At 73.4% G+C, this 26,218-nt stretch carries 21 protein-coding genes and 3 pseudogenes; 22 read left to right on the forward strand and 2 right to left on the reverse strand.

The features are described from left to right. Nucleotide 1 precedes the first annotated feature (1 nt). From NEH16_RS25205 to NEH16_RS25225, 5 genes are all read left to right on the forward strand, one after another. Nucleotides 2-817, forward strand: a complete 816-nt coding sequence (locus tag NEH16_RS25205; RefSeq protein ID WP_265545099.1) for a TlyA family RNA methyltransferase — start codon at nt 2-4, stop codon at nt 815-817. Beyond that, the gene (locus NEH16_RS25210) at nt 814-1,719 is read left to right on the forward strand and encodes an NAD kinase (RefSeq protein ID WP_073968104.1); all 906 of its coding nucleotides are present in this window, start codon (nt 814-816) and stop codon (nt 1,717-1,719) included. Before NEH16_RS25205 ends, NEH16_RS25210 begins: the two co-directional genes overlap by 4 nt. Before the next feature lie 41 nt (nt 1,720-1,760). Beyond that, nucleotides 1,761-3,506: a DNA repair protein RecN gene (gene recN, locus NEH16_RS25215; protein ID WP_265545101.1), complete on the forward strand. Its 1,746-nt coding sequence runs from the start codon at nt 1,761-1,763 to the stop codon at nt 3,504-3,506. A gap of 207 nt (nt 3,507-3,713) precedes the next feature. Next, a complete protein-coding gene (locus NEH16_RS25220) occupies nt 3,714-4,787 on the forward strand; it encodes a glycosyltransferase family 4 protein (protein WP_265545103.1) in 1,074 nt (357 codons plus the stop codon). A 68-nt stretch (nt 4,788-4,855) separates the two neighbouring features. Then, nucleotides 4,856-5,755 carry a sulfurtransferase gene (locus NEH16_RS25225; protein ID WP_265545105.1) on the forward strand — a complete coding sequence of 300 codons (900 nt, stop codon included), beginning with the start codon at nt 4,856-4,858 and terminating at the stop codon, nt 5,753-5,755. Between the two features lie 69 nt (nt 5,756-5,824). On the opposite strand, the gene NEH16_RS25230 is transcribed toward NEH16_RS25225, so the two are convergent. Further along, entirely contained in the window at nt 5,825-7,627 is a 1,803-nt protein-coding gene (locus tag NEH16_RS25230) for a glycoside hydrolase family 15 protein (RefSeq protein ID WP_073968127.1), read from the reverse strand. Between the two features lie 402 nt (nt 7,628-8,029). Between NEH16_RS25230 and NEH16_RS25235 the strand changes: the two genes are divergently transcribed. From NEH16_RS25235 to NEH16_RS25295, 13 genes and pseudogenes are all read left to right on the forward strand, one after another. After that, nucleotides 8,030-9,700, forward strand: coding sequence for a CTP synthase (locus tag NEH16_RS25235; RefSeq protein WP_073968100.1), 1,671 nt, complete (start codon nt 8,030-8,032; stop codon nt 9,698-9,700). Between the two features lie 90 nt (nt 9,701-9,790). After that, nucleotides 9,791-10,417 carry an NUDIX domain-containing protein gene (locus NEH16_RS25240; RefSeq protein WP_073968099.1) on the forward strand — a complete coding sequence of 209 codons (627 nt, stop codon included), beginning with the start codon at nt 9,791-9,793 and terminating at the stop codon, nt 10,415-10,417. Between the two features lie 205 nt (nt 10,418-10,622). Beyond that, nucleotides 10,623-12,685 (forward strand): annotated as a pseudogene (locus NEH16_RS25245) (tetratricopeptide repeat protein). Between the two features lie 142 nt (nt 12,686-12,827). After that, the gene (gene ald, locus NEH16_RS25250) at nt 12,828-13,943 is read left to right on the forward strand and encodes an alanine dehydrogenase (RefSeq protein WP_073968126.1); all 1,116 of its coding nucleotides are present in this window, start codon (nt 12,828-12,830) and stop codon (nt 13,941-13,943) included. A gap of 368 nt (nt 13,944-14,311) precedes the next feature. Further along, nucleotides 14,312-15,430, forward strand: a complete 1,119-nt coding sequence (locus tag NEH16_RS25255) for a ParA family protein (protein ID WP_073968097.1) — start codon at nt 14,312-14,314, stop codon at nt 15,428-15,430. Then, nucleotides 15,427-16,011, forward strand: coding sequence for a hypothetical protein (locus tag NEH16_RS25260; protein WP_265547380.1), 585 nt, complete (start codon nt 15,427-15,429; stop codon nt 16,009-16,011). Before NEH16_RS25255 ends, NEH16_RS25260 begins: the two co-directional genes overlap by 4 nt. A gap of 76 nt (nt 16,012-16,087) precedes the next feature. Beyond that, nucleotides 16,088-17,033: pseudogene (locus tag NEH16_RS25265) on the forward strand (segregation and condensation protein A). Next, nucleotides 17,030-17,671, forward strand: a complete 642-nt coding sequence (gene scpB / locus NEH16_RS25270) for an SMC-Scp complex subunit ScpB (RefSeq protein ID WP_265545108.1) — start codon at nt 17,030-17,032, stop codon at nt 17,669-17,671. The pseudogene NEH16_RS25265 and the gene scpB overlap by 4 nt, the downstream one beginning before the upstream one ends. Next, nucleotides 17,671-18,830, forward strand: a pseudogene (locus NEH16_RS25275) (pseudouridine synthase). The gene scpB and the pseudogene NEH16_RS25275 overlap by 1 nt, the downstream one beginning before the upstream one ends. A 126-nt stretch (nt 18,831-18,956) precedes the next feature. Then, nucleotides 18,957-19,610 (forward strand): nicotinamide riboside transporter PnuC, encoded by a 654-nt coding sequence (gene pnuC / locus NEH16_RS25280; RefSeq protein ID WP_265545109.1) that lies wholly within the window; start codon nt 18,957-18,959, stop codon nt 19,608-19,610. Next, nucleotides 19,607-20,686, forward strand: coding sequence for an AAA family ATPase (locus tag NEH16_RS25285; RefSeq protein WP_265545110.1), 1,080 nt, complete (start codon nt 19,607-19,609; stop codon nt 20,684-20,686). The genes pnuC and NEH16_RS25285 overlap by 4 nt, the downstream gene beginning before the upstream one ends. Next, nucleotides 20,683-21,417 carry an NUDIX hydrolase gene (locus NEH16_RS25290; protein ID WP_265545112.1) on the forward strand — a complete coding sequence of 245 codons (735 nt, stop codon included), beginning with the start codon at nt 20,683-20,685 and terminating at the stop codon, nt 21,415-21,417. Before NEH16_RS25285 ends, NEH16_RS25290 begins: the two co-directional genes overlap by 4 nt. Next, the gene (locus NEH16_RS25295) at nt 21,414-22,430 is read left to right on the forward strand and encodes an ADP-ribosylglycohydrolase family protein (RefSeq protein ID WP_265545114.1); all 1,017 of its coding nucleotides are present in this window, start codon (nt 21,414-21,416) and stop codon (nt 22,428-22,430) included. Before NEH16_RS25290 ends, NEH16_RS25295 begins: the two co-directional genes overlap by 4 nt. A 7-nt stretch (nt 22,431-22,437) precedes the next feature. Here the strand turns inward: NEH16_RS25295 and NEH16_RS25300 are convergent, their stop codons facing one another. Next, complete coding sequence (locus NEH16_RS25300) at nt 22,438-23,139, reverse strand: nucleotidyltransferase domain-containing protein (RefSeq protein WP_265545116.1); 702 nt, start codon at nt 23,137-23,139, stop codon at nt 22,438-22,440. A gap of 129 nt (nt 23,140-23,268) precedes the next feature. Between NEH16_RS25300 and aroH the strand changes: the two genes are divergently transcribed. The 4 genes from aroH (at nt 23,269) to NEH16_RS25320 (ending at nt 26,214) form a co-directional block, all read left to right on the forward strand. After that, nucleotides 23,269-23,631, forward strand: a complete 363-nt coding sequence (gene aroH / locus NEH16_RS25305) for a chorismate mutase (protein ID WP_073968087.1) — start codon at nt 23,269-23,271, stop codon at nt 23,629-23,631. Further along, a complete protein-coding gene (locus NEH16_RS25310; protein WP_073968086.1) occupies nt 23,628-24,713 on the forward strand; it encodes a prephenate dehydrogenase in 1,086 nt (361 codons plus the stop codon). Before aroH ends, NEH16_RS25310 begins: the two co-directional genes overlap by 4 nt. A 125-nt stretch (nt 24,714-24,838) precedes the next feature. Beyond that, nucleotides 24,839-25,555, forward strand: coding sequence for a (d)CMP kinase (gene cmk, locus NEH16_RS25315; protein ID WP_073968085.1), 717 nt, complete (start codon nt 24,839-24,841; stop codon nt 25,553-25,555). Beyond that, nucleotides 25,552-26,214, forward strand: a complete 663-nt coding sequence (locus NEH16_RS25320) for a lysophospholipid acyltransferase family protein (protein WP_073968084.1) — start codon at nt 25,552-25,554, stop codon at nt 26,212-26,214. The genes cmk and NEH16_RS25320 overlap by 4 nt, the downstream gene beginning before the upstream one ends. The last annotated feature ends 4 nt before the right edge of the window (nt 26,215-26,218 follow it).

The following is a 26,218-nucleotide window of genomic DNA, read 5'->3' on the forward strand; positions in this document are numbered from 1 at the left end:
CGTGGCAGGAGTCGCCCGTCGCCGTCTCGACGCCGAGCTGGTACGCCGCAAGCTGGCCCGGTCGCGCGAGCACGCCGGCCAGCTGATCGCGGCGGGCCGGGTGACCGTCGGCGGCAACACCGCGACCAAATCGGCCACCCAGGTCGAGACCAGCGCCGCCGTCGTGGTCACCAAGGACGACAGCGACCCCGATTACGTCTCGCGCGGCGGCCACAAGCTGGCCGGCGCCCTCGCCGCCTTCGTCCCGCTCGGGCTGGAGGTGGAGGGCCGCCGGGCGCTGGACGCGGGCGCCTCGACCGGCGGGTTCACCGATGTGCTGCTGCGCGCCGGGGCCGCCCAGGTGGTGGCGGTGGACGTCGGCTACGGGCAGCTCGCCTGGTCGCTCCAGTCCGACGAGCGCGTCGTCGTCAAGGACCGCACCAACGTCCGGGAACTGACCCTGGAGGCCATCGACGGCGAGCCGGCCGACCTGGTGGTGGGCGACCTGTCGTTCATCCCGCTCGGGCTCGTGCTGCCGGCCCTGGTCCGCTGCACGGCCCCCGGCGCCGACCTGGTCCTCATGGTCAAGCCGCAGTTCGAGGTCGGCAAGGAACGGCTCGGCAGCGGCGGTGTGGTGCGCAGCCCCGAGCTGCGCGCCGAGGCGGTACGGGAAGTGGCCCGCCGGGCATGGGCGCTGGGCCTCGGGGTCCGGGGCGTGACGGCCAGCCCGCTGCCGGGGCCCTCCGGGAACGTCGAGTACTTTCTGTGGCTGCGGGCCGGGGCACCGGAACTCGATCCCGCGGATGTCGACCGTGCAGTGGCGGAGGGGCCCCGTTGACGACGAATGCGGCACGTACAGTCTTTCTTCTCGCGCACACCGGCCGCCCGGCCGCGATCCGCAGCGCCGAGCTCGTCGTGCAGGGGCTGCTGCGCAACGGCCTGGGCGTGCGGGTCCTCGCCACCGAGGCGGCCGACCTGCCCCTGCCCGCTGCCGTGAAGACGGTCACCGACGCCACGCCCGAGGTGCTCAACGGCTGTGAGCTGCTGATCGTCCTCGGCGGCGACGGGACGCTGCTGCGCGGCGCCGAACTCTCCCGCGCCTCCGGCGTGCCCATGCTCGGCGTCAACCTCGGCCGGGTCGGCTTCCTCGCCGAGGCCGAGCGCGACGACCTCGACAAGGTGGTCGACCGGGTCGTCACCCGGGCGTACACGGTCGAGGAGCGCATGACGATCGATGTCCTGGTGCACAGCAACGGCGAGGTCGTCCACACCGACTGGGCGCTCAACGAGGCGGCCGTGCAGAAGATGTCGGCCGAGCGGATGCTCGAAGTCGTCCTGGAGATCGACGGCCGCCCGGTGACCGGCTTCGGCTGCGACGGCATCGTGTGCGCGACGCCCACCGGCTCGACCGCGTACGCCTTCTCGGCCGGCGGGCCCGTCGTCTGGCCGGAGGTCGAGGCGCTGCTGATGGTCCCGATCAGCGCCCACGCCCTCTTCGCCAAGCCGCTCGTGACCTCGCCCACGTCGGTGCTCGCCGTCGAGGTCCAGCCGCACACCCCGCACGGAGTGCTGTGGTGCGACGGGCGCAGGACCGTCGAGCTGCCCTCCGGGGCGCGCGTCGAGGTGCGGCGCGGTGCCGTGCCCGTCCGGCTCGCCCGACTGCACCAGGCGTCGTTCACCGACCGCCTCGTCGCCAAGTTCGCCCTGCCCGTCTCGGGGTGGCGGGGCGCGCCCCACTGACCCCGCCCGTGTGCACGCGGGCCGGGAAACCTCGTATGGTCATGTCCGTGTTGGAGGAGATGCGGATACGGTCGCTCGGGGTCATCGACGACGCGGTGGTGGAGCTGTCACCCGGCTTCACCGCGGTGACGGGTGAGACCGGCGCCGGCAAGACCATGGTCGTCACCAGCCTGGGGCTGCTGCTCGGCGGGCGTGCCGACCCCGCCCTGGTACGGATCGGCGCCAAGGCCGCGGTCGTCGAGGGCCGGATCACGGTGGCCGACGGCGACGCGGTGGCGCTGCGCGCCGAGGAGGCCGGGGCCGAGATCGAGGACGGGGCGCTGCTCATCAGCCGCACCGTCTCCGCCGAAGGGCGCTCCCGGGCGCACCTCGGCGGCAGATCCGTGCCCGTGGGCGTGCTGTCCGAGCTGGCCGACGAACTCGTCGCCGTGCACGGCCAGACCGACCAGCAGGGTCTGCTCAAGCCCGCCCGGCAGCGGCAGGCCCTCGACCGGTACGCGGGCGACGGCGTCGCCGGGCCGCTCGCCAAGTACGCGGCGGCCTACCGGCGGCTGCGGGACGTCGCGGCGGAGCTGGACGAGCTGACGACGCGCGCCCGCGAACGCGCCCAGGAGGCCGACCTCCTGCGCTTCGGGCTCAACGAGATCGCCGCCGTCGAACCCCTGCCCGGCGAGGACACCGAGCTGGCCGCCGAGGCCCAGCGGCTCGGCCACGCCGACGCGCTCGCCTCCGCCGCCGCCCTCGCGCACACCGCGCTGGCCGGCAACCCGGAGGACCCGGAGGCCCTGGACGCCACGACCGTGGTGGCCGCCGCCCGGCAGGCCCTCGACGGGGTGCGCTCGCACGACCCGGCGCTCGCCTCGCTGGCCGACCGGGTCGGCGAGATCTCCATCCTGCTCGCGGACGTCTCCGGCGAACTGTCCGGTTACGCGGACCAGCTGGACGCCGACCCGTTGCGGCTCGCCGCGGTCGAGGAGCGGCGCGCCGCGCTCACCGCGCTCACCCGCAAGTACGGCGAGGACATCACCGCCGTACTCGCCTGGGCGCAGGAGGGTGCGGCCCGGCTCACCGAGCTGGAGGGCGACGACGACCGGATCGGGGAGCTGACCGCCGAGCGGGACGCGCTGCGCGCCGAACTCTCGGACCTCGGGCAGGCCTTGACCGATGCCCGGACGGCCGCCGCCGCGTCCTTCGCGGAGGCGGTGACCGAGGAGCTGGCGTCGCTCGCCATGCCGCACGCGCGGGTGTCCTTCGACATCCGGCAGACCGAGGCGGCGGACGAGGCGTCCGGCATCGAGAACGGCGGCCGGAATGTGGCCTACGGCCCGTCCGGCGCGGACGAGGTCGAACTGCTGCTCGCCCCGCACCCCGGCGCCCAGCCCCGGCCGATCGCCAAGGGCGCGTCGGGCGGTGAGCTGTCCCGGGTGATGCTCGCGGTCGAGGTGGTCTTCGCGGGCTCCGACCCCGTACCCACGTACCTCTTCGACGAGGTCGACGCGGGCGTCGGCGGCAAGGCGGCCGTGGAGGTCGGGCGGCGGCTCGCCAAGCTGGCGAAATCCGCCCAGGTCGTGGTCGTCACGCACCTGCCCCAGGTGGCCGCGTTCGCGGACCGGCAGCTGCTGGTCGAGAAGACCGTGGACGGCTCGGTGACCAGCAGCGGGGTCACCGTCCTGGAGGGCGAGGACCGGGTGCGGGAGCTGTCCCGGATGCTCGCGGGCCAGGAGGACTCCGAGACGGCCCGCGCCCACGCGGAGGAACTCCTCGCCACGGCCCGCGCCGACGGATAGTGGTGACGGCCGGGGCGCGTCCGCGCGCCCCGGCCGTACGGGTGTCGCGGCGCCGCACACGCTTTCACCCGTGCGGGTGGTGTGCGGTGCCCGATTTGTCGTGGTGAGCCCCGGAGTAACGGTTCCGTCGTGCCGGAACGTGCGTACGGACTGGCATCCTTGGCCGTGTTCGTACCCCCGACTCGGGAGCCCCGGGAGCCAATCGACGTGTCACAGCTGCGCACGGTCCAGGTAGTCGGCGGCGGCAGCGCCGGCAGCAGCACGCACGCCGGTTCGCTGGCCGCCGGGCTGGTCGCCCGGGGCGTGCGGGTCACCGTCTGCGCACCGGCCGCGCTCGACCGCACCCACGACTTCGCCGCCAGCGGCGCCCACTTCGCGCCCGTGCCCCGGCGCAGCGACCCGGCGGCCGTCGCCGCCCTGCGCGCCGCCTGCGCCGACGCGGACGTCGTCCACGCGCACGGACTGCACGCGGCCGTGCGGGCGGCCCTGGCGATCGGCTGCCGGCCCATCCCCCTGGTCGTCACCTGGCACACCCGGGCCCACGCGGAAGGGGCCCGCCGTCGGCTGCTGCACCTCCTGGAGCGAAGGGCGGTGCGCGCGGCGGCCGTGGTGCTCGCCACCTCGTCCGACCTGGTCGACCGGGCGCGCGCCCGGGGCGCCCGCGACGCCCGGCTCGCACCCGTCGCCGCCCCCCGGATGCCGCGTCCGCCCGGACCGCCCGTCGACAAGGTCCGCGCCGAACTCGGGGCGGTCGAGCGGCCGTTGATCGTGGCGCTCGGCACTCTCGTACCGCATCACGGCTACGGCACCCTGCTCGACGCGGCGGCCGCGTGGCGTCTGCTCGACCCCGTGCCGCTGGTGGCCGTCGTCGGCGAGGGGCGGGAGCGGGCGGCCCTGCGGCGGCGGATCACGGCCGAGGGCCTGCCCGTCGAACTGCTCGGCGACCGGACCGACGCCGCCGCCCTGCTGGCCGCCGCCGATGTCGCCGTCCTGCCCAGCCGCTGGGAGTCCCGCTCGACGACGGCTCAGCAGGCGCTGCGGTCCGGGGTGCCGCTGGTCGCCACGGCGGTCGGCGGCACGCCCGAACTCGTGGGAGATGCTGCCGTCCTGGTGCCGTACGAGGACGCCGAGGCGCTGGCCGCCGAGGTGGCCCGGCTGCTCGGTGACCCGGCCGAACGGGACCGGCTGGCCGCCGAGGGCCTGCGGCAGGCGGCGAGTTGGCCGACCGAGGACGACACGGTGGCCCAGGTGCTCGCGGTCTACGACGAGCTGGCCCGCTGACACCACGTTGACAGCGCCCCGACCTGCTGCGATCTTGAAAAATCGGACCGGGCAGCTGGGGAGGGCGTATGGGCGAGGGCACGCAGGCGTACGGGGACGGGGGCGCGCCCCCCGGGCCCCTCGTCTCCGCCGACTGGCTCGCCGCACGCCTCGGTGCCCCCGGGCTGCTGGTGCTCGACGCGTCCGTCGGCGCGCACCGGGGGAGCGGGACGCGGATCGCGGGCGCCGGGGTCTTCGACATCGACGGCGCGCTCTCCGACCACGCGGCGCCGGTGCCCCACACCATGCCGGACGCCGCCCGGTTCACCGAGGAGATGCGGGCGCTCGGCCTGAACGACACGGACACCGTGGTCGTGTACGACGCCGCCGGCATCTACTCCAGCGCCCGGGCCTGGTGGATGCTCCGCGCCATGGGCTTCGACCGGGCCGCCGTCCTCGACGGGGGACTGCCCGCCTGGACCGCCGCCGGACTGCCGGTTACCCAGGACGCGCCCGAACCGGCCGCCCGGCGCGGGGACTTCACGGCCCGGCCCCGGCCCGGACTCCTCGTCGGCGCCGGTGAGGTGGCCCAGGCGCTGGCCGCCCCGGACGCGGTGGTGCTCGACGCCAGGACCCGGGGGCGGTTCGAGGGCACGGAGCCCGAGCCGCGTGCCGGGCTGCGCGGCGGCCATATGCCGGGGGCCGTCAGCCTGCCGTTCGGGCGGCTCCAGGACCAGGGGCGCATGCTGCCGCCCGACGAACTGCGCGCGGTGTTCGCCGGTGCGGCCGGTGACCGCGAGCGGCTGTACTTCAGCTGCGGCTCGGGCGTGACCGCCTGCGTCCTCGCGCTGGGGGCCGAGCTGGCCGGATACCGGGACCTGACCGTGTACGACGGATCGTGGAGCGAGTGGGGGCTGCCCCCGGCGGACCCGGCGGCCCCGGCGGACCCGGCGGAGCCTGCGGACCGGCCGGTCGTGACGGGCCCGTAGCAGCCCTGACACGGCTCCGCCCGGCTGCCGGGGTCCGGCAGCCGGGCGGAGAGGAACGGACCGCGTCCGTCAGCCCACGTACGCCCCGCTCGCCGTCAGGCGCAGGGCCGTGTCGATCAGCGGGACGTGGCTGAACGCCTGCGGGAAGTTGCCCACCTGGCGCTGGAGCCGGGCGTCCCACTCCTCGGCCAGCAGGCCCAGGTCGTTGCGGAGGGCCAGCAGCCGTTCGAAGAGCCGGCGGGCCTCGTCGACCCGGCCGATCATCGCGAGGTCGTCCGCCAGCCAGAACGAGCAGGCCAGGAACGCGCCCTCGTCGCCCTCCAAGCCGTCCACGCCCGCGTCGTCGCCCGCGGTCGGGTAGCGCAGGACGAAGCCGTCCTCCGTGGACAGCTCCCGCTGGATCGCCTCGATGGTGCCGATGACCCGCTTGTCGTCGGGGGGCAGGAAGCCCATCTGCGGGATCAGCAGCAGGGAGGCGTCCAGCTCCTTCGACCCGTAGGACTGGGTGAAGGTGTTGCGCTCGGGGTCGTAACCCCGCTCGCAGACGTCCCGGTGGATCTCGTCGCGCAGCTCGTGCAGCCGCTCGACCGGGCCCTCCGCGTCGCCGGACTCGATGAGCTTGATCGTCCGGTCGACGGCGACCCAGGCCATCACCTTGGAGTGCACGAAGTGGCGGCGCGGGCCGCGCACCTCCCAGATGCCCTCGTCCGGCTCGTTCCAGTGCTTCTCCAGGTACTCGATCAGCTTGAGCTGGAGCCCGGTGGCGTAGTCGTTGCGGGCCAGGCCCGTCATGTGCGCCAGGTGCAGCGCCTCGGTGACCTCGCCGTACACGTCCAGCTGGAGCTGGCCCGCCGCGCCGTTGCCGACGCGGACCGGGGCGGAGTTCTCGTAACCCGGCAGCCACTCCAGCTCCGCCTCGCCCAGCTCCCGTTCGCCCGCGATCCCGTACATGATCTGGAGGTTCTCCGGGTCGCCGGCCACCGCGCGCAGCAGCCACTCGCGCCAGGCGCGGGCCTCCTCGCGGTAGCCGGTGCGCAGCAGCGAGGAGAGGGTGATCGCGGCGTCGCGCAGCCAGGTGTAGCGGTAGTCCCAGTTCCGGGAGCCGCCGATGTCCTCGGGCAGCGAGGTGGTCGGGGCCGCGACGATGCCGCCGGTCGGCGCGTACGTCAGGGCCTTCAGCGTGATCAGCGAGCGGACCACGGCCTCCCGGTACGGCCCGTGGTACGTGCACTGCTCGACCCACTCGCGCCAGAAGTCCGCGGTCGCCTCCAGCGAGCCGTCCGGGTCCGGGAGCGCGGGCGGCTCGTGGTGCGAGGGCTGCCAGCTGATCGTGAACGCGATCCGGTCACCCGGGGCGACGGTGAAGTCGGAGTACGTCGTCAGGTTCTCGCCGTAGGTGTCGACGGGCGTGTCCAGCCAGACCGAGTCCGGGCCGGCGACGGCGACCGTACGTGTGTCCACCTTGTGCACCCAGGGGGTGACGCGGCCGTAGCTGAACCGCATGCGCAGCTCCGAGCGCATCGGCACCCGGCCGCTGACGCCCTCCACGATCCGGATGAGCTGCGGCGCGCCGTCGCGCGGCGGCATGAAGTCGGTCACTCTGACCGTGCCGCGCGGCGTGTCCCACTCCGATTCGAGGATGAGGGAATCCCCGCGGTAGCGGCGGCGGTCGGCCGCGGGCGGCTCCGTGCCCTCGGGGCGGGCCGGCCCCAGTCGCCAGAAGCCGTGTTCCTCGGTGCCCAGGAGGCCCGCGAAAATGGCGTGTGAATCGAAGCGGGGCAGGCACAGCCAGTCGGCTGTGCCGTCCCGGCAGACCAGGGCTGCGGTCTGCATGTCTCCGATGAGTGCGTAATCCTCGATGCGCCCGGCCACGTGCATCTCCAGTCGAACGGCCATGTCGCCCCGTGGGGCGCTTACTGCGGGTCAAGAGGTTGTCGCAAGGGGTTGGTGTGGGGGGACCTGCGAACTTCCGGCCTCGCCCGAGCGAGTGTCCGAGCAGGATACGACGCAGCCGGGTGATCCGCGCGACCCTCTTGCCAACCGGAGTGGTCCGATCTAGTGGGGTGCGAGTGGCATATGCGCCTTGCGCCGCACTTGCGCGGCGGTGGCCGGAAGCAGTCTCCCCCTGTCGCTGATACCCTGGTAGCCCGTGGACCGGTGGTCGTCGGCGAGAGCAGACGAGGCCCCCGAACCGCAGCGACGGCATCTCCGGAATCTCCGGACGGCAAGCCGGTACGCACCTCATGATCGCGACCACGGGAGCCCCCTTTGGCTATGCAGCCCACATCCACGACGACCAAGCACATCTTCGTCACCGGGGGTGTCGCCTCTTCCCTCGGCAAGGGTCTGACTGCCTCCAGCCTCGGCGCCCTGCTCAAGGCGCGCGGTCTCCGGGTCACCATGCAGAAGCTCGACCCGTACCTGAACGTCGACCCGGGCACGATGAACCCGTTCCAGCACGGCGAGGTCTTCGTGACCAACGACGGTGCGGAGACGGACCTCGACATCGGCCACTACGAGCGCTTCCTCGACGTGGACCTCGACGGCTCGGCCAACGTCACCACGGGCCAGGTCTACTCGCAGGTCATCGCCAAGGAGCGGCGCGGCGAGTACCTGGGCGACACGGTGCAGGTCATCCCGCACATCACCAACGAGATCAAGCACCGCATCCGGCGCATGGCCACCGACGACGTCGACGTGGTCATCACCGAGGTCGGCGGCACCGTCGGCGACATCGAGTCGCTGCCGTTCCTGGAGACCGTCCGCCAGGTCCGCCACGAGGTCGGCCGGGACAACGTCTTCGTCGTGCACATCTCGCTGCTGCCCTACATCGGCCCCTCCGGCGAGCTGAAGACCAAGCCCACCCAGCACTCCGTGGCCGCCCTGCGCAACATCGGTATCCAGCCGGACGCGATCGTGCTGCGCGCCGACCGCGACGTGCCGACCGCCATCAAGCGCAAGATCTCCCTGATGTGCGACGTCGACGAGGCCGCCGTGGTCGCCTGCGTCGACGCCAAGTCGATCTACGACATCCCCAAGGTGCTGCACACCGAGGGCCTGGACGCCTACGTCGTGCGCAAGCTGGACCTGCCGTTCCGCGACGTCGACTGGACCACCTGGGACGACCTGCTGGACCGCGTCCACAACCCCGACCACGAGGTCACCGTCGCCCTGGTCGGCAAGTACATCGACCTGCCCGACGCCTACCTCTCGGTCACCGAGGCCATCCGGGCCGGCGGCTTCGCCAACAAGGCCCGGGTCAAGGTCGAGTGGGTCGCCTCCGACGACTGCAAGACCCCGGCCGGCGCGCAGAAGGCCCTCGCCGGTGTGGACGCGATCTGCATCCCCGGCGGCTTCGGCGAGCGCGGCGTGGTCGGCAAGGTCGGCGCGATCCAGTACGCCCGCGAGAACAAGGTGCCGCTGCTCGGCCTCTGCCTGGGCCTCCAGTGCATCGTGATCGAGGCGGCCCGCAACCTCGCCGAGATCCCCGACGCCAACTCCACCGAGTTCGACGCCGCGACCGGCCACCCGGTCATCTCGACCATGGAGGAGCAGCTCGCGTACGTCGAAGGCGCCGGTGACCTGGGCGGCACCATGCGGCTCGGCCTCTACCCGGCGAAGCTCGCCGAGGGCTCGCTGGTCCGCGAGGCGTACGACGACCAGCCGTACGTGGAGGAGCGCCACCGCCACCGCTACGAGGTCAACAACGCCTACCGCGCCGAGCTGGAGAAGAAGGCCGGCCTGGTCTTCTCGGGCACCTCGCCGGACAACAAGCTCGTCGAGTACGTCGAGTACCCGCGCGAGGTCCACCCGTACCTCGTCGCCACCCAGGCGCACCCGGAGCTGCGCTCCCGGCCGACCCGTCCGCACCCGCTCTTCGCCGGCCTGGTGAAGGCGGCCGTCGCCCGCAAGACGGGCGCCGCCGGGGGCGAGCAGGGCAAGTAAGCGGCACCTCCGCAGGCGTTACGGTTGACCGGGGCGCGCGTCCGAGCAGGGACGCGGGCCCCGGTCACCGTTTTTCGTGGGAGGACGCAGATGGGTTTCCAGGACACGCCCGAGGAATGGCGGGTCACCGAGAGCGCGACCCCGTTCCGGGGCAAGAAGACCAGCGTCCGCGCCGACGACGTCGAGATGCCCGACGGTACGGTCGCGCACCGCGACTACCAGGTGCACCCCGGCTCGGTCGCCGTGCTCGCGCTGGACGACGAGGGCCGCGTCCTCGTCCTGCGCCAGTACCGCCACCCGGTCCGCCACAAGCTGTGGGAGATCCCCGCCGGGCTGCTCGACGTGCCCGGCGAGAACCCGCTGCACGCCGCGCAGCGCGAGCTGTACGAGGAGGCGCACGTCAAGGCCGAGGACTGGCGGGTGCTCACCGACATCTACACCTCGCCCGGCGGCTCCGACGAGGCCGTACGGATCTTCCTCGCCCGGGACGTCTCCGAGGCGGAGGGCGAGCGCTTCGAGGTCGCCGAGGAGGAGGCCGACATGGAGCTGGCCCGGGTGCCGCTCCAGGACCTCGTGCGCAAGGTCCTCGCCGGCGACCTGCACAACAGCTGCCTGGTCGTGGGCGTGCTCGCGCTCACCGCGGCCCTCGCGGGCGACGGCGTCGACGCGCTGCGCCCCGCCGACGCGCCCTGGCCGGCCCGCCCCTTCGAAGCCTGACGGGCCGTCTGAAACCGTGCGGGGCAGTCGATGAGCGCCCTCGTACGGTCACTCGCGCGCATCCCCCGATCGTAAGAAATGCTGATCCGATCGGGGGATGCCCGGGTCGCGCTCCCCCCTCTCCGGACACCCGCCTGAACTACGCTTCGAATGCCCTGACCGGAGTCCCGCAGGGCGACGCGTGCAGCGAAGTGGAGCGTGGCCCGTGACGGATCAGGCGGTGGACACCAGCGGCCCGGCCGAGGCAGCGGGGACCGAGGAGCCGCCCGCGCCGGAACCAGCCCGATTCTTCGGCCGCGAACGCGAGTTGAAGGAACTGCGCGACGACATCGAGCGCGCCGGACTCGACACCATGGCAGGCCGCCGCAGCGCCCGCGCCCGGGTCCTCCTGATCGCCGGACGCCCCGGCTCCGGCCGCACCGCGCTCGCCTCCGAACTCGCCCGCCGCCTCCTGGAGACCGGCGACTACCCCGACGGGCTGATCCGCGTCCGGCTCGCCGAGACCGGTGTCGGCCCCGTCCCCCCGGAGCGCGCCGCCCGCGACCTCCTCGGCCGGCTCGGCCTGACCGGACCGCCCGGCGCCGACGCCGACGAGCTGTCCGAGATGGTCCGCGAGGCCCTGGCCGTCCGCCGGGTGCTGCTCCTCCTGGACGACGCGGCCGACGCGGAGCAGGTCGACCCGCTCCTCCCCGACAACCCGGACTGCCTCGTCGTCGCCACCTCCGAGGGCCCGCTCACCGGTATCCCCGGCGTCCGGCCCTGCACCATCGGCGGCCTGGACGCGGGCTCCGCCGTCGAACTGCTCGGCCGCGCCACCGGCCAGGTCAGGATCACCGTCGACCCGCTCACCGCCCAGACCCTGGCCGAGGAGTGCGGCGGTCAGCCGGCCGCCCTCGTCCTCATCGGCGGCTGGCTCGCCTCCCGCCCGACCACCTCGGTGGCCGACGCCGGACGGCAGCTGCGCGAGCTGCCGGACGACCCCGACCTGCCCGCCGCGACGCGCCCGCTGACCCGCGCCTTCCGCCTCGTCCACGACTCCCTGTCGGCCACCCCCGCCCGGATACTGCGACTCCTCTCCCTCGCCCCGGCGGCCTCGTCGACGCCCACACCGCCTCCGCGCTGGCCGGCTGCTCCGTCTCGGCCGCCCGGACCACCCTGGACGACTTCGTGACCCTCGGCCTGCTGCGCCGGGAGGGCACCGACGAACCGCAGTACGAGGTGCCGGGCTGCCTCGCCGGGCTGCTGCGGGCGCTCCTGGCGGACCGGGACCGCCCCGCCGAGATCCAGCTCGCCCGGGCCAGGATGCTGGAGCGCACCGTGCGCCTCCTCCAGTCCTGCCGCGCCGTCACGGACCCCGAGGGCTCGCCGTCCCGGCGCAAGCTGGCCGGCCTCCCGCGCACCCTGCGCTTCCCGAACCCGGAGACCGCCGCCGCCTGGCTGCGCGCCCGCAGGCCCGCCCTGCTCGCCGCCGCCCGGATCGCCGTCGAGGACGGGGAGCTGGACACGCTGGCCCGCCGGCTGGTCGCCGCGCTGGTGCGGGCGCTCGCCGCGCACGAGGGCACCGACGCCGCCGCCCCTGACCTCTACGCCCTGCACGGCCTGGTGCTGGCCGTCGCGGAGCGCCGCGACCTGCCCCGCGAGCGGGCGGCTGCCCTGCTCAACCTGGCCGATCTGGACGCCGGGACCGGCCGCACCAGGGAGGCGCTGGCCCGCTACCGGGAAGCGCTGGACGCCGGGCGGGCCGCGAAGGACCCGTACGCCACCGGGCGGGCCATGGAGTCCGTCGGTGGCGCCTACGCGGAGCTGGGCGACTACCACCGCGCCGCCGACTGGTACGGGCGGGCGCTCGCCCAGCGCCTCACCCAGGGCGAGCCGGTCGAGGCGGCGCGCCTCTACGGGCGGCTCGGGGCCGTCCACACCTACGCCGGGCGGTACGGCGAGGCGCTGCGGAACTGGCGGGCCGCGGCGGCGGGCCACCGCAGGCTCGGCGACCTCGCGGCCCAGGCGCGGGCGCTCAGCGAGATGGCCCGGGTCCAGGAGTACGCGGGCCGGCCGCAGGAGTCGCTGCGCACCTGCCGGGAAGCCGTGGAGTGGGCGCGGCGGGCCAAGGACGTACGGCTTCAGGCGGCGCTGGAGCTGCGGCTCGCGGACACCCTGGACCGGCTCGGGGACCCGGCAGCGGCGGGGCTGCACCGGGGCGCGGCCGACAGATTGCTGGGCGAACCGGGCGCGACCTGCGAAACCGGCGGTGCTTCCTCGGAAAAATAATGCTTTGCAAGGCTAGACAGCGGGAAGCCCTTCATTAGACTGGCTGTACCGCGGCCGTTCGCGGTGCCTTCACATGTGATGCATCTACCCTTTTTGCATCGCTGTGCCCGGATTATCCTCTGAGCCAAGGACCGTGATCGACATGAAGGTCGGCATCCCCCGCGAAGTGAAGAACAACGAGTTCCGCGTGGCGATCACGCCTGCCGGTGTGCACGAGCTCGTCCGCCACGGCCACCGGGTCGTCGTCGAGCGGAACGCCGGTGCCGGCTCCTCCATCACGGACGAGGAGTACGTCGCGGCCGGGGCGGAGATCCTGCCCACGGCCGACGAGGTCTGGGCCGCCGCCGACCTGCTGCTCAAGGTCAAGGAGCCGGTCGCCGAGGAGTACCACCGCCTCCGCAAGGGTCAGACCCTCTTCACCTACCTGCACCTCGCCGCCTCCCGCGCGTGCACCGACGCGCTCCTGGAGTCGGGCACCACCGCCATCGCGTACGAGACCGTCGAGACGGCCAACCGCGCGCTGCCGCTGCTCGCCCCGATGTCCGAGGTCGCGGGCCGGCTGGCCCCGCAGGTCGGCGCGTACCACCTGATGCGCTCGGCCGGCGGGCGCGGCGTGCTGCCGGGCGGGGTCCCGGGTACGGCGGCCGGGCGCGCCGTCGTCATCGGCGGCGGCGTCTCCGGCTGGAACGCCACCCAGATCGCCGTGGGCCTCGGCTTCCACGTCACGCTGCTCGACAAGGACATCAACAAGCTCCGCGAGGCGGACAAGGTCTTCGGCACCAAGGTGCAGACCGTCGTCTCCAACGCCTTCGAGCTGGAGAAGGCCGTGGTCGAGGCCGACCTCGTCGTCGGTGCCGTGCTGATCCCCGGCGCCAAGGCCCCGAAGCTGGTCACCAACGAGCTGGTCGCCAAGATGAAGCCCGGAAGTGTACTTGTCGACATTGCAATTGATCAGGGCGGCTGCTTCGAGGACTCGCACCCCACGACGCACGCCGAGCCGACCTTCCAGGTCCACGACTCGGTCTTCTACTGCGTCGCCAACATGCCCGGCGCGGTGCCCAACACCTCGACGTACGCCCTCACCAACGCGACGCTGCCCTACATCGTGGAGCTCGCGAACCGGGGCTGGGTGGAGGCGCTGCGCCGTGACGCCGCACTCGCCAAGGGCCTCAACACCCATGACGGACAGGTCGTTTACCGCGAGGTGGCCGAGGCGCACGGCCTTGACCACGTCGACCTGAACACGCTCATCGGCTGACCCGGGTCAACCCCTTCGTCAACTCCGTGCGTCCGGCCGGACCTTGCTGTCAAGGTCCGGCCGGACGCATGCCGGGACCGCGCGCGCCCCCGAGCAACTCGTCTCGAACGTAACCCTTTAACCGTTTCGTACACTCGGGAAAAGTGTGTACCGAGGGTTGCGCGCCCTTGACAGCGGGGCGTTCGATTGCCGACACAACGGGCCGGGTCCGGCGGATTGTGTTGCTGCGGACAGGGGACACGCCATAGAGTCGCCAATCGTCGGCATGGTGCCACGCTGACCTATCGATAAGTTTCCTGGTCACGTCCAAGGAGGTAAGACGACTTGTGAATGAGTCGACAATTACTCCCGGGGGTGTTCAACCAGGGATGCCTGCACGGGGCCAGAGCCCGAACGGGCTGGAGGCTGTCGGCTCCGTCGCTGTCCGCACCTTCGCCACCCACCAGCACATGACGACAGCCCCCCAGATGATGGACGGCCTACACGTGAACGCCATGGCCGGCAACGAGAGTGGCCGGGACACCGCCCCCCTCGCCGACTTCGCCGAGACGCCCCAGGCGCATTTCTACGACCCCGACGCCGAGTACGAGCCCGACCCGGAGTACGCGGCCACGCTGGCGCCGGACGCCGCCCGGCAGCGCCGCGAGCGGATCGGCCCGACCGGCCGCCCCCTGCCCTACTTCCCGATCCCGGGCCCGCTGACCGACCACGGCCCCGCGAAGATCATCGCGATGTGCAACCAGAAGGGCGGCGTCGGCAAGACCACGTCGACCATCAACCTGGGTGCCGCGCTCGCCGAGTACGGACGGCGTGTCCTGCTGGTCGACTTCGACCCGCAGGGCGCCCTCTCGGTCGGCCTCGGGGTCAACCCGATGGAGCTCGACCTCACGGTCTACAACCTGCTCATGGAGCGGGGCATGGCGGCCGACGAGGTCCTGCTGAAGACCGCGGTCCCCAACATGGACCTGCTGCCCAGCAACATCGACCTCTCCGCCGCCGAGGTGCAGCTCGTCAGCGAGGTGGCCCGCGAGTCCACGCTCCAGCGCGCCCTGAAGCCGCTGATGGCCGACTACGACTACATCGTGATCGACTGTCAGCCCTCGCTCGGCCTGCTCACGGTGAACGCGCTGACCGCCGCGCACAAGGTGATAGTCCCGCTCGAGTGCGAGTTCTTCGCGCTGCGCGGGGTGGCGCTGCTCACCGAGACGATCGAGAAGGTCCAGGAGCGGCTGAACCCGGAGCTGGAGCTCGACGGCATCCTCGCCACCATGTACGACTCCCGTACGGTGCACAGCCGCGAGGTCCTGGCGCGGGTGGTCGAGGCGTTCGACGACCACGTCTACCACACGGTCATCGGGCGCACGGTCCGCTTCCCGGAGACCACGGTCGCCGGTGAGCCCATCACCACGTACGCCTCCAACTCGGTCGGTGCCGCCGCCTATCGCCAGCTCGCCAGGGAGGTGCTCGCCCGGTGTCACGCCGAGTGAGTCTGCCCGGGGCCGACGAACTGTTCCGTACGACCGGGGGGATGGGGCTCCAGTCCTCGTCGCCCGCGGAGCGCAGGCGCAAGGCGAACGGCGAGGCCCGGGTCCCGGCCCCGGCCGGTGAGAGCGAACCGGGGGGCGAGGCGCCGGGGGAGGCCGCCCCGGACACCGGCACCGGGCCCGCCCGCCCGGAGCACGCGGCGGCCGGCGCCGACGCGGGCGACTCGCGCAGCCGCACCGCCGACGCCGACCGGGTCGCCGTCGCCGCCCAGACCGGCCGCCGCCCGCAGCAGCCCGCCGAACCCGCCCCGGCACCCGTCGTGCAGCAGCAGCGCAGGCGCGGCGGCGGACGCGGCGCGAACCGGCGGCCCAGCGGGCGCGAGCGCCACGACGAGAAGATCACGGTCTACGTCTCCGCCGAGGAGCTGATGGACCTGGAGCACGCGCGCCTCGTCCTGCGCGGCGAGCACGGCCTCGCCGTGGACCGGGGCCGGATCGTCCGCGAGGCGGTCGCCGTCGTCCTGGCGGACCTGGAGTCGCGCGGCGACGCGAGCATCCTCGTACGACGGCTGCGCGGCCGCTGACCGGTACGGCGCCGGTAGCCTGCCCGTACAGGCCCCCGCCCGCCGCCGCATCCTGCCCCGCGCACCCTGGACCTCCATGCCGACATCCGACGAGCCCGCCCGCACCGCCCGCCGCCCCCTGGGGCGCGGGCCGGGGGCGGGGGCGTGCCCGTGGCGGAGCCCGCGCCGGAAGAGGTCCCCGAGGCCGCCCCCGAAGCACCCGCTCCCGACGACGGCCGGTTCAAGGTCCGGCTGGCGAACTTCGAGGGCCCCTTCGACCTGCTCCTCCAGCTGATCTCCAAGCACAAGCTGGATGTGACCGAGGTCGCCCTGTCCAAGGTCACCGACGAGTTCATGGCCCACATCCGGGCGATGGGCCCCGACTGGGACCTGGACCAGACGACCGAGTTCCTGGTGGTCGCCGCGACCCTCCTCGATCTGAAGGCCGCCCGGTTGCTCCCCGCCGCCGAGGTGGAGGACGAGGCGGACCTCGCGCTCCTGGAGGCCAGGGACCTGCTCTTCGCGCGGCTCCTCCAGTACCGCGCGTACAAGCGCGTCGCCGACATCTTCAGCGGCCGGCTCGACGCGGAGAGCCGCCGCTTCCCCCGTACCGTCGGCCTCGAACCGCACCACGCCGAACTGCTGCCGGACGTCGTCATCAGCATCGGCGCCGAGGGCTTCGCCCGGCTGGCCGTGAAGGCGATGCAGCCGAAGCCCGCGCCGCAGGTGTACGTCGACCACATCCACGCCCCCTGGTCAGCGTCCGGGAGCAGGCGGGCATCGTGGTCGCCCGGGTCCGCGAGGCCGGTGAGATGAGCTTCCGGGCGCTGACCGAGGACGCCCCGGACACCCTCACCGTCGTCGCCCGCTTCCTCGCCCTGCTGGAGCTGTACCGGGAGAAGGCGGTCGCCCTGGACCAGGACGTGGCACTCGGCGAGCTGATGGTGCGCTGGGCCGGTGAGGCGGGGGCCGAGCCCGTCGTGACGGACGAATTCGACCAGGAGGCGCCGGACGCCTCCGCACCCCCCGAGGAGACGCCATGACGGACCCCGCCGGCTCCGCGGTCGCGGGCCTCGACCTCAAGCCCGCCCTGGAGGCCGTTCTGATGGTCGTGGACGAGCCCGCCACCGAGGAGCACCTGGCCAAGGTGCTGGAGCGCCCCCGGCGGGCCGTGGCCGCCGCGCTGCGGGAGCTGGCCGACGAGTACACCGCGCAGCGGCGCGGCTTCGACCTCCGGCTCGTCGCGGGCGGCTGGCGGTTCTACACCCGGCCCGAGTACGCGGCGGCGGTCGAGGGCTTCGTCCTGGACGGCCAGCACGCCCGGCTGACCCAGGCGGCCCTGGAGACCCTGGCGGTCGTCGCGTACCGGCAGCCGGTGAGCCGGTCGCGGGTCTCGGCGGTGCGCGGGGTGAACTGCGACGGGGTCATGCGGACCCTGCTCCAGAGGGGCCTGGTCGAGGAGGCGGGCACGGAACCCGAAACAGGTGCGATCCTGTACAGGACGACGAACTACTTTCTGGAGCGGATGGGCCTGCGTGGCCTGGATGAGCTCCCGGAGCTCGCGCCCTTCCTCCCCGAGGCGGACGCGATCGAGGCCGAGACGCCAGAGGGTGTGCCGTCGTTCGATCCGGACGCACCGGACACCCCGGAAACTCACGCAGACGACAAGACGGACTTTTGATGCGAAGCAGTGGCAGGAACAGCGGAAGCGGCGGCGGCAGGAGCGGCGGCAGCGGCGGGGGCCGGAGCGGCAGGAACAACAGCGGCACCGGCAGGAACAGCAACCCGAACGCGCGGACCCCCCGCTCGGAGCGCGAGGACCGCCGCAACGAGGAGCGCCCCCGCAAGCCCAGGCCCGAGGAGCGCCGCTACGACGTGGGCTCCGACAAGCCCGGCACCGACGGCGTCCGCAAGGGGCGCGGCGCGGCGGCCCGGGGCGGTGCCAAGGGCGGCCCCAAGAGCCCGCAGGGCGGCGGCGCGAAGGGCGGCGCCCGGCGCGGCCCGTACGGCGCCCCGGCGCGCCCGCGCGAGCTGGACGCCAAGATCGAGCAGCGCAACCGCGACCGGTACGCGAACAAGCCCGAGATCAGGACCCCCAAGACGCACCCGGGCGCCGAGCAGGAGGGCGAGCGGCTGCAGAAGGTCCTGGCCCGCGCCGGCATGGGCTCGCGCCGCGCCTGCGAGGAGCTGATCGACCAGGGCAGGGTCGAGGTGAACGGCGAGATCGTCATCGAGCAGGGCATGCGCGTCGACGTGCACAAGGACGAGATCAAGGTCGACGGGCTGACCGTCGCCACCCAGTCCTACCTGTTCTTCGCGCTGAACAAGCCGGCCGGGGTCGTCGCCTCCATGGAGGACCCGGACGGGCGCCAGTGCCTCGGCGACTACGTCACCAACCGCGAGACGCGGCTCTTCCACGTCGGCCGGCTGGACACCGAGACCGAGGGCATCATCATGCTCACCAACCACGGCGAGCTGGCCCACCGTCTCACCCACCCCAAGTACGGCGTGAAGAAGACGTACCTGGCGGCCATCCAGGGCCCCTCCCGCGCGACCTGGGCAAGCGGCTCAAGGACGGCATCCAGCTGGAGGACGGCTACGCCCGCGCCGACCACTTCCGCGTGGTGGAGAACACCGGCAAGAACTACCTGGTCGAGGTGACCCTGCACGAGGGCCGCAAGCACATCGTGCGCCGCATGCTGGCCGAGGCGGGCTTCCCCGTCGACCGGCTGGTGCGCACCGGTTTCGGCCCGATCGCGCTCGGCGACCAGAAGTCGGGCTGGCTGCGCCGGCTCACCAACACCGAGGTGGGCATGCTGATGCGCGAGGTCGGCCTGTAGCCCCGCCCCCGTAGCGCTCGAAGGCCCGCGGCCGGTTCCCCGGAATTCTCCGGAAGGAACCGGCCGCGGGCCTTTCGCGTGTCCCGCCGAGCCTTTATAGTCACAGTGACTATTAAGGAGGCGGGCGTGAGTCTCGCGGACATACTCGATCCCCTGCAACAGCCCCTCGTGACGGTCCTGGACACCCCGGTCAGCTGGACCGAGGTGCTGGGCTTCGGCAGCGGCGCGCTGTGCGTCTGGCTCGTGGCCCGCCAGCACCTCGCCAACTGGCCGATCGGCATCGCCAACAACGTCTTCTTCATCCTGCTGTTCACGCAGTCCGGCCTGTACGCCGACGCCGGACTCCAGATCGTCTTCATCGCCCTCGCCGCGTACGGCTGGTGGACCTGGACCCACGGGGGTGGACCGGGGACCGACGGGCTGCCGGTGCGCCGCACCACGCGCACCGAGTGGACCTGGCTGCTCGTGGCGGGGGCGGTGGGGACCGCGGGGCTGACCGTCCTGCTGGACAGGGCGACCGACTCGACCGTGCCGTTCTGGGACGCGCTGACGACCGCGCTCTCGCTCGCGGCGACCTACGGGCAGTGCCGCAAGCTGGTCGAGTCCTGGTGGCTGTGGATCGCCGCCGACCTCGTGTACATCCCGCTGTACGCGTACAAGGAGCTGTACCTGACCTCGCTGCTGTACATCGGCTTCCTGACGCTGTGCCTGATCGGCCTGCGCAACTGGCGCCGCGACCTCACCACGTCCGCCCCGCGACCTGCGGAGACCCTGGCATGAAGCGCTACCCGCACGGACTCGTGCTCGGCAAGTTCTACCCGCCGCACGCCGGCCACCACCACCTCGTCCGTACCGCCGCCGCCCGCTGCGACCGGCTCACCGTCCTCGTCTGCGCCGCGTCCGTGGAGTCCGTCCCGCTCGCGGACCGGGTTGCCTGGATGCGTGAGGCGCACCCCGACGTGACCGTGGTCGGCGCCGTGGACGACACCCGCATGGACCTCCACGACCCGGCGATCTGGGACGCCCACATGGCCGTCTTCACCGCCGCGGTGCCCGAGCGGGTGGACGCCGTCTTCACCTCGGAGTCGTACGGGGACGAACTGGCCCGCCGCTTCGGCGCCGAGTCCGTCTGCGTCGACCCCGACCGCACCGCGTACCCCGTCTCCGGCACCGCCGTCCGCGCGGACCCGGCCGGCTGCTGGGGCTTTCTCGAAGCGCCGGTGCGGGCGGCGCTCGCCCGCCGCGTTGTCGTCCTCGGCGCGGAGTCCACCGGCACCACCACACTGGCCCGCGCGCTCGCCGCCCACTACCGGCAGCGCGGCGGGATCTGGGCGCACACGGGGTACGTGGCCGAGTACGGGCGCGAGTTCAGCGAACGGAAACTGGCCGAGCTGCGCGAGCGGTGGCCCCGGGCCCAGTGGGAGGACGTCACCCTCGCCACCCACGACTTCCCGCACATCGCCGAGGTCCAGAACGCCCGCGAGGAGGAGGCCGCCCGCACCGGCTCCCCGGTGCTCTTCTGCGACACGGACTCCTTCGCGACGACCGTCTGGCACGAGCGGTACGTGGGCGGGCGCAACCCCCTGGTCGAGCGCATCGCGGACCGGGCCCGCCACCACCTCTGGCTGCTCACCGACCACGAGGGCGTCGCCTTCGAGGACGACGGGCTGCGCGACGGCGAGGAGCTGCGGCCCTGGATGACCGACCGCTTCCGGGCCGAGCTGACCCGTACCGGCCGGAACTTCATCGAGGTGACCGGCAGCCGTGAGGCGCGCCTCGCCCGCGCGGTCGAGGCCGTCGACGCGCTGCTCGCCGAGGGCTGGGACTTCGCCGCGCCCCTCCCGGAGCACCGGTGAGCGCCGCCGCGCCCGAGGGCTACGACCCGAGCGCCTTCGAGCCGTTCGCGGTCACCGTGGACCTGGCGGTCTTCACGGTCCGCGAGTCCCGGCTGCACGTCCTGCTGGTCGAACGCGGCGCGGAGCCGTACCAGGGCCACTGGGCGCTCCCCGGCGGCTTCCTGCTGCCCCGCGAGTCCGCCGGGGCCGCCGCGCGCCGCGAGCTGGCCGAGGAGACCGGGCTGAGCGACGACACGGTCTCCGGGCTCCACCTGGAGCAGCTGCGCACCTACAGCGAACCGGACCGCGATCCTCGGATGCGCGTCGTCTCCGTCGCCCACACCGCCCTCGTCCCGGACCTGCCCGAGCCGCGCGGCGGCGGCGACGCGGCGGGCGCGCGCTGGTGGGACGCGGCCCGGACGGGCCCGCTCGCCTTCGACCACGACCGCATCCTCGCGGACGCCCGCGACCGCGTCGGCGCCAAGCTGGAGTACACCTGCCTGGCCACCGCGTTCTGCCCGCCGCACTTCACCCTGGGCGAGCTGCAACAGGTCTACGAGACGGTCTGGGGCGTCGAGCTCGACCGCCCCAACTTCCGCCGCAAGGTCCTCGCCACTCCGGGCTTCGTGCGGCCCGCGGAGGGCGCCCCGCGCCGCACCGGCGGCCGCGGCAAACCGGCCGCCCTCTACCGCGCGGGCGACGCCACCGCGCTCCACCCCCCGCTCCTGCGACCGGAAGGACGGCAAGCATGACGACGACCCGCACGAAGAAGGCCGCGACCGGCGCGCTGCTCGGGCTCGCGCTCGGCGACGCGCTGGGATTCCCCACCGAGTTCAACGACGTGCCGTCGATCCTCGCCAAGTGCGGGCCCTGGCGGGAGATGGAGCTGCCGAAGCCGGCCTTCGTCACCGACGACACCCAGATGACCCTGGCGCTGGGCCGGGGCCTGCGCACCGCCATGGACCGGGGCCTGCTCACCGGGCTGCGGCTGGCCCGCCCGGTGCGCGAGGAGTACGTCGACTGGTACCACTCGCCCGACAACAACCGCGCCCCCGGCCGCACCTGCCTGGAAGCCTGCCACCTGCTCGACGGCGACCGCCCCTGGCAGGAGGCCAGCCGGACCGGCTCCAAGGGCTGCGGCGCCAACATGCGCGTCGCGCCCATCGGCCTCGCGCCCGGCCTCACCGACGAGCAGCGCTCCGGCGCCGCTCAGCTCCAGTCGGCCCTCACCCACGGCCACCCGACCGCGCTCGCCGCCTCCGACCTGACCGCCCGGGCGGTGTATCTGCTGGCCCGGGGGACCGAGCCGCTCGGCCTGATCGGCCAGTTGCGCTCGTACGCGTACGAGAACCGCGAGCGCTACCTCGACCGGTGGCTCGGCGACCTCTGGCGCCACACGCACGACGCCTCGCCCGAGGCGTACATCAGCCGGGGCTGGGACGAGTGCCTGGCCGCCCTGGAGACCGTCCAGGACGCCCTGCGCGCCCCCTCGCCGGAGACCGACCCCTGCGAGCGGACGGGGGACGGCTGGATCGCCGAGCACGCCCTCGCCACCGCCCTGCACTGCTTCCTGCTCTTCCCGGACGAACCCGTCACCGCCCTGCGCCGCGCCGCCTGCACCCGGGGCGACTCGGACTCCATCGCGTGCCTGGCGGGCGCGCTGGCCGGTGCCCATCTGGGCCCGGACGCATGGCCGGCGGCGTGGGTGGAGCGCATCGAATACCGGGACGAGCTGCTGGAGCTGGGGGCGCTCTGGGACGCCTGAGCCGCGCTCAGCCGGCGGACGCCAGGGCCGACGCCCGGCGCGTGCGGACGAGGAAGTCCTCGATCCGGGCCCGGTCCGGCTCGGGCGGCAGGGGGGAGGTGTCGGCCGCCTCGTCGTTCTCGACGGCGAGGCGGGTCATGCGGCGTTCGACCTCCGGCCAGGGCACCTCGCCGCGCCTGACCGCGAGGAGCGCTTCGCGGGCCCCGCCCACCTCGATCGTCAGTTCGCCGGTGCGCAGCAGGTCCCGGCAGCTCGCCAGCAGGCGCAGCAGGTGCATCGCGTGCTTCCAGCGCGGGGCGCCGTACTGGCGGACGTCCGCCTCCAGCTTGCGGCGCTGGGCCAGGGCATAGCGTACGAACGAGTCGTGCGCCCGGCGGGAGAGGAAGGCGCCGCGCAGGGCCAGCAGCTCCCGGCCGGTGTCGTCCACCTGATCCACGAGCGGCGAGTGCAGGCACTCCAGCACGTTCGGGTTGGCCCGCAGGGCCAGCTCGCAGAAGCGTTCCAGCTCCCAGGAGAACTGCTCGTCCGCCGGGCCCTCGATGTGCGTGGGCGGCTTCTCGAAGCGCCAGAACAGCGGGGTCGGTGCCAGGAACACGCCCCGCCGGTCGGTGTCGCTGGTCTCGGTGGCGAGACCGAAGGCACGCGACCCCATCACACAGGAGTACACCGTGTGGCGGCGCACCAGGTCCTCGTCGGTCGGCGTGATCATGCCGGGAGGCTACGCGAGGACCGGGCGCGGGCGCGTCTCATAAAAAGGGCGGGCGGGCACGGGACCCCGCCGCCCCTCTACGCTGATCGCATACGAGGCAAGCGGTACGGAACGAGCAAGGAGCACGACGTGGCGGTACGAGCGGTCCGGGGCGCAGTCCAGCTGGACCGGGACGAGACCGGGCACCTGCACGAGCAGGTCGGTGCCCTGCTCACCGCCGTGCTGGAGCGCAACGAACTCGTCGCGGACGACCTGATCAGCATCTGGTTCACGGCCACACCCGACCTGCACAGCGACTTCCCGGCCGCCGCCGCGCGCTCCCTCGGGATCGTGGACGTACCGCTGATCTGCGCCCAGGAACTGGACATCGAGGGGGCCATGCCCCGGGTGGTCCGCGTCCTGGCGCACGTCGAGACCTATCTGTCCAAGGCCGAGATCAACCACGTCTACCTCGGCGCCACCGCCGCCCTGCGCAAGGACATCGCCCAGTGAGAACCGCCGTCGTCATCGGTACCGGCCTCGTCGGGACCTCTGCGGCCCTCGCCCTCGCGGGCCGGGGCGTCACCGTCCACCTGGTCGACCACGACCCCGAGTCCGCCAGGACCGCCGCCGCGCTCGGCGCCGGTACGGACGAGCCGCCCGAGGGCCGGGTCGACCTGGCGGTCGTCGCCGTGCCGCCCGCCCACACCGCGACCGTGCTCGCCGCCGCCATGCGCGACGGGGTCGCCCGGGGCTACCTCGACGTCGCCAGCGTCAAGGGCGGCCCGCGCCGCGAGCTGGAGGCGCTGGGGGCCGACCTCACCCCGTACATCGGCACGCACCCCATGGCCGGCAAGGAGCGCTCCGGGCCGCTCGCCGCGACCGCCGACCTCTTCGAGGGGCGGCCCTGGGTGCTCACCCCGACCCGGGACACCGACACCGAGGTGCTGAACCTCGCCCTGGAGCTGGTCGCGCTCTGCCGGGCTGTCCCGGTCGTCATGGACGCCGACGCCCACGACCGGGCCGTCGCGCTCGTCTCGCACACCCCGCAGCTGATCTCCTCGATGGTCGCGGCGCGCCTGGAGGACGCCGACGAGAGCGCGGTACGGCTGTGCGGGCAGGGGATCAGGGACGTGACCCGGATCGCCGCCTCCGACCCGCGCATGTGGGTCGAGATCCTGTCCGCCAACCCCGGTCCCGTCGCCGACGTCCTCGCGGGCGTCGCCGCCGACCTGGAAGAGACGGTCACCGCGCTGCGCGGGCTCCAGTCCGCCGACGAGGAGAAGCGGCGCGCGGGCACCGAGGGCATCCGCGATGTGCTGAGCCGGGGCAACGCGGGCCGGGTCCGGGTGCCCGGCAAGCACGGCGCCGCCCCGGCCTCGTACGAGACGGTCGCCGTCCTGATCAGCGACCGGCCCGGCGAGCTGGCCGCCATCTTCGCCGACGCGGGCCGGTCCGGGGTCAACATCGAGGACGTGCGCATCGAGCACGCCAGCGGCCAGCAGGCCGGACTCGTCCAGCTCATGGTCGAACCGAGCGCCGCCCCCGTCCTGGCGGCGGCCCTCCGCGAGCGGGGCTGGTCGATCCGTCAGTAGGACCCATGGGACACTAACCGGTCGCACACTTGTCCACAGGGGTGACCGGGCCCGTCCCCGCACTCGGTAACCTTGTGCGGGGCGGGTTCACGCGTCCCGTCCCGCCCGCCCCGAGCACCAGGAAGGTGTCCACCACCGTGGAAACCGTAAGCGCCGCCGTCCGGACCGCCCCGGCCGCAGTGATCGTCGCCATCGACGGCCCCTCCGGCACCGGCAAGTCCAGCACCTCCAAGGCCGTCGCCGCCCAGCTCGGCCTCAGCTACCTGGACACCGGCGCCCAGTACCGCGCCATCACCTGGTGGATGCTGAACAACGGCATCGACGTGCACGACCCCGCCCAGGTCGCGACCGCCGCCGCCAAGCCCGTCATCGTCTCCGGCACCGACCCGGCCGGCCCGACGATCACCGTCGACGGCGAGGACGCGTCCGGCCCGATCCGCACCCAGGAGGTCACCTCCAAGGTCAGCGCCGTCAGCGCCGTGCCCGAGGTGCGCACCCTGATCACCGAGCTCCAGCGCACCATCGCCGCCGAGGCCGAGAAGGGCATCGTGGTCGAGGGCCGCGACATCGGCACCACCGTGCTGCCGGACGCCGACATCAAGATCTTCCTCACCGCGTCGCCGGAGGCCCGCGCCGCCCGCCGCAGCGGCGAGGTCAAGGGCTCCGATCTCGCCGCCACCAAGGAGGCGCTGATCAAGCGGGACGCGGCCGACTCCGGCCGCAAGACCTCCCCGCTCGCCAAGGCGGCCGACGCGGTCGAGGTGGACACCACCGAGCTGACGCTCCAGCAGGTCATCGAGTGCGTCGTCACCCTCGTCGGGGAGAAGCGGGCCGCGAAGTGACCGACGCCACGAGCGCGCCCTCGCCGCGTGGTGCGGCGGTCGGGCGCGGCATCGGGATCGGGCTGATGTACGGGCTCTTCCGGCCCCGCGTCCTCGGTGCCTGGCGGGTCCCGGCCTCCGGACCCGTCATACTCGCGGTGAACCACTCGCACAACATCGACGGGCCGATGCTGATGGGCACCGCGCCCCGGCCCGTCCACTTCCTGATCAAGAAAGAGGCGTTCGTCGGCCCCCTGGACCCGTTCCTGCGCGGAATCGGGCAGCTGGAGGTGGACCGTACGACCGCCGACCGCACCGCCATCACCCGCGCGCTCGGCGTGCTGGAGGACGGCGGGGTGCTCGGGATCTTCCCCGAGGGCACCAGGGGCGAAGGAGACTTCGCCTCGCTGCGCGCCGGGCTCGCGTACTTCGCGGTACGCAGCGGGGCGCCGATCGTCCCCGTGGCCGTCCTGGGAAGCACCGAGCGCCGCGGACGGTTGATATCGGCACTGCCGCCGCTGCGCAGCCGCGTGGACGTCGTCTTCGGGGACGCCTTCGAGGCGGGCGACGGAAGCGGCAGGCGTACGCGCAAGGCGCTGGACGAGGCCACGCTGCGCATCCGGGCCCGGCTGACCGGCCACCTGGAGCACGCCGGGCGCCTCACCGGGCGCACCGGGTAAGACT

The sequence above is a fragment of the Streptomyces drozdowiczii genome (assembly GCF_026167665.1).
Taxonomy (GTDB): Bacteria; Actinomycetota; Actinomycetes; order Streptomycetales; family Streptomycetaceae; genus Streptomyces; species Streptomyces drozdowiczii_A.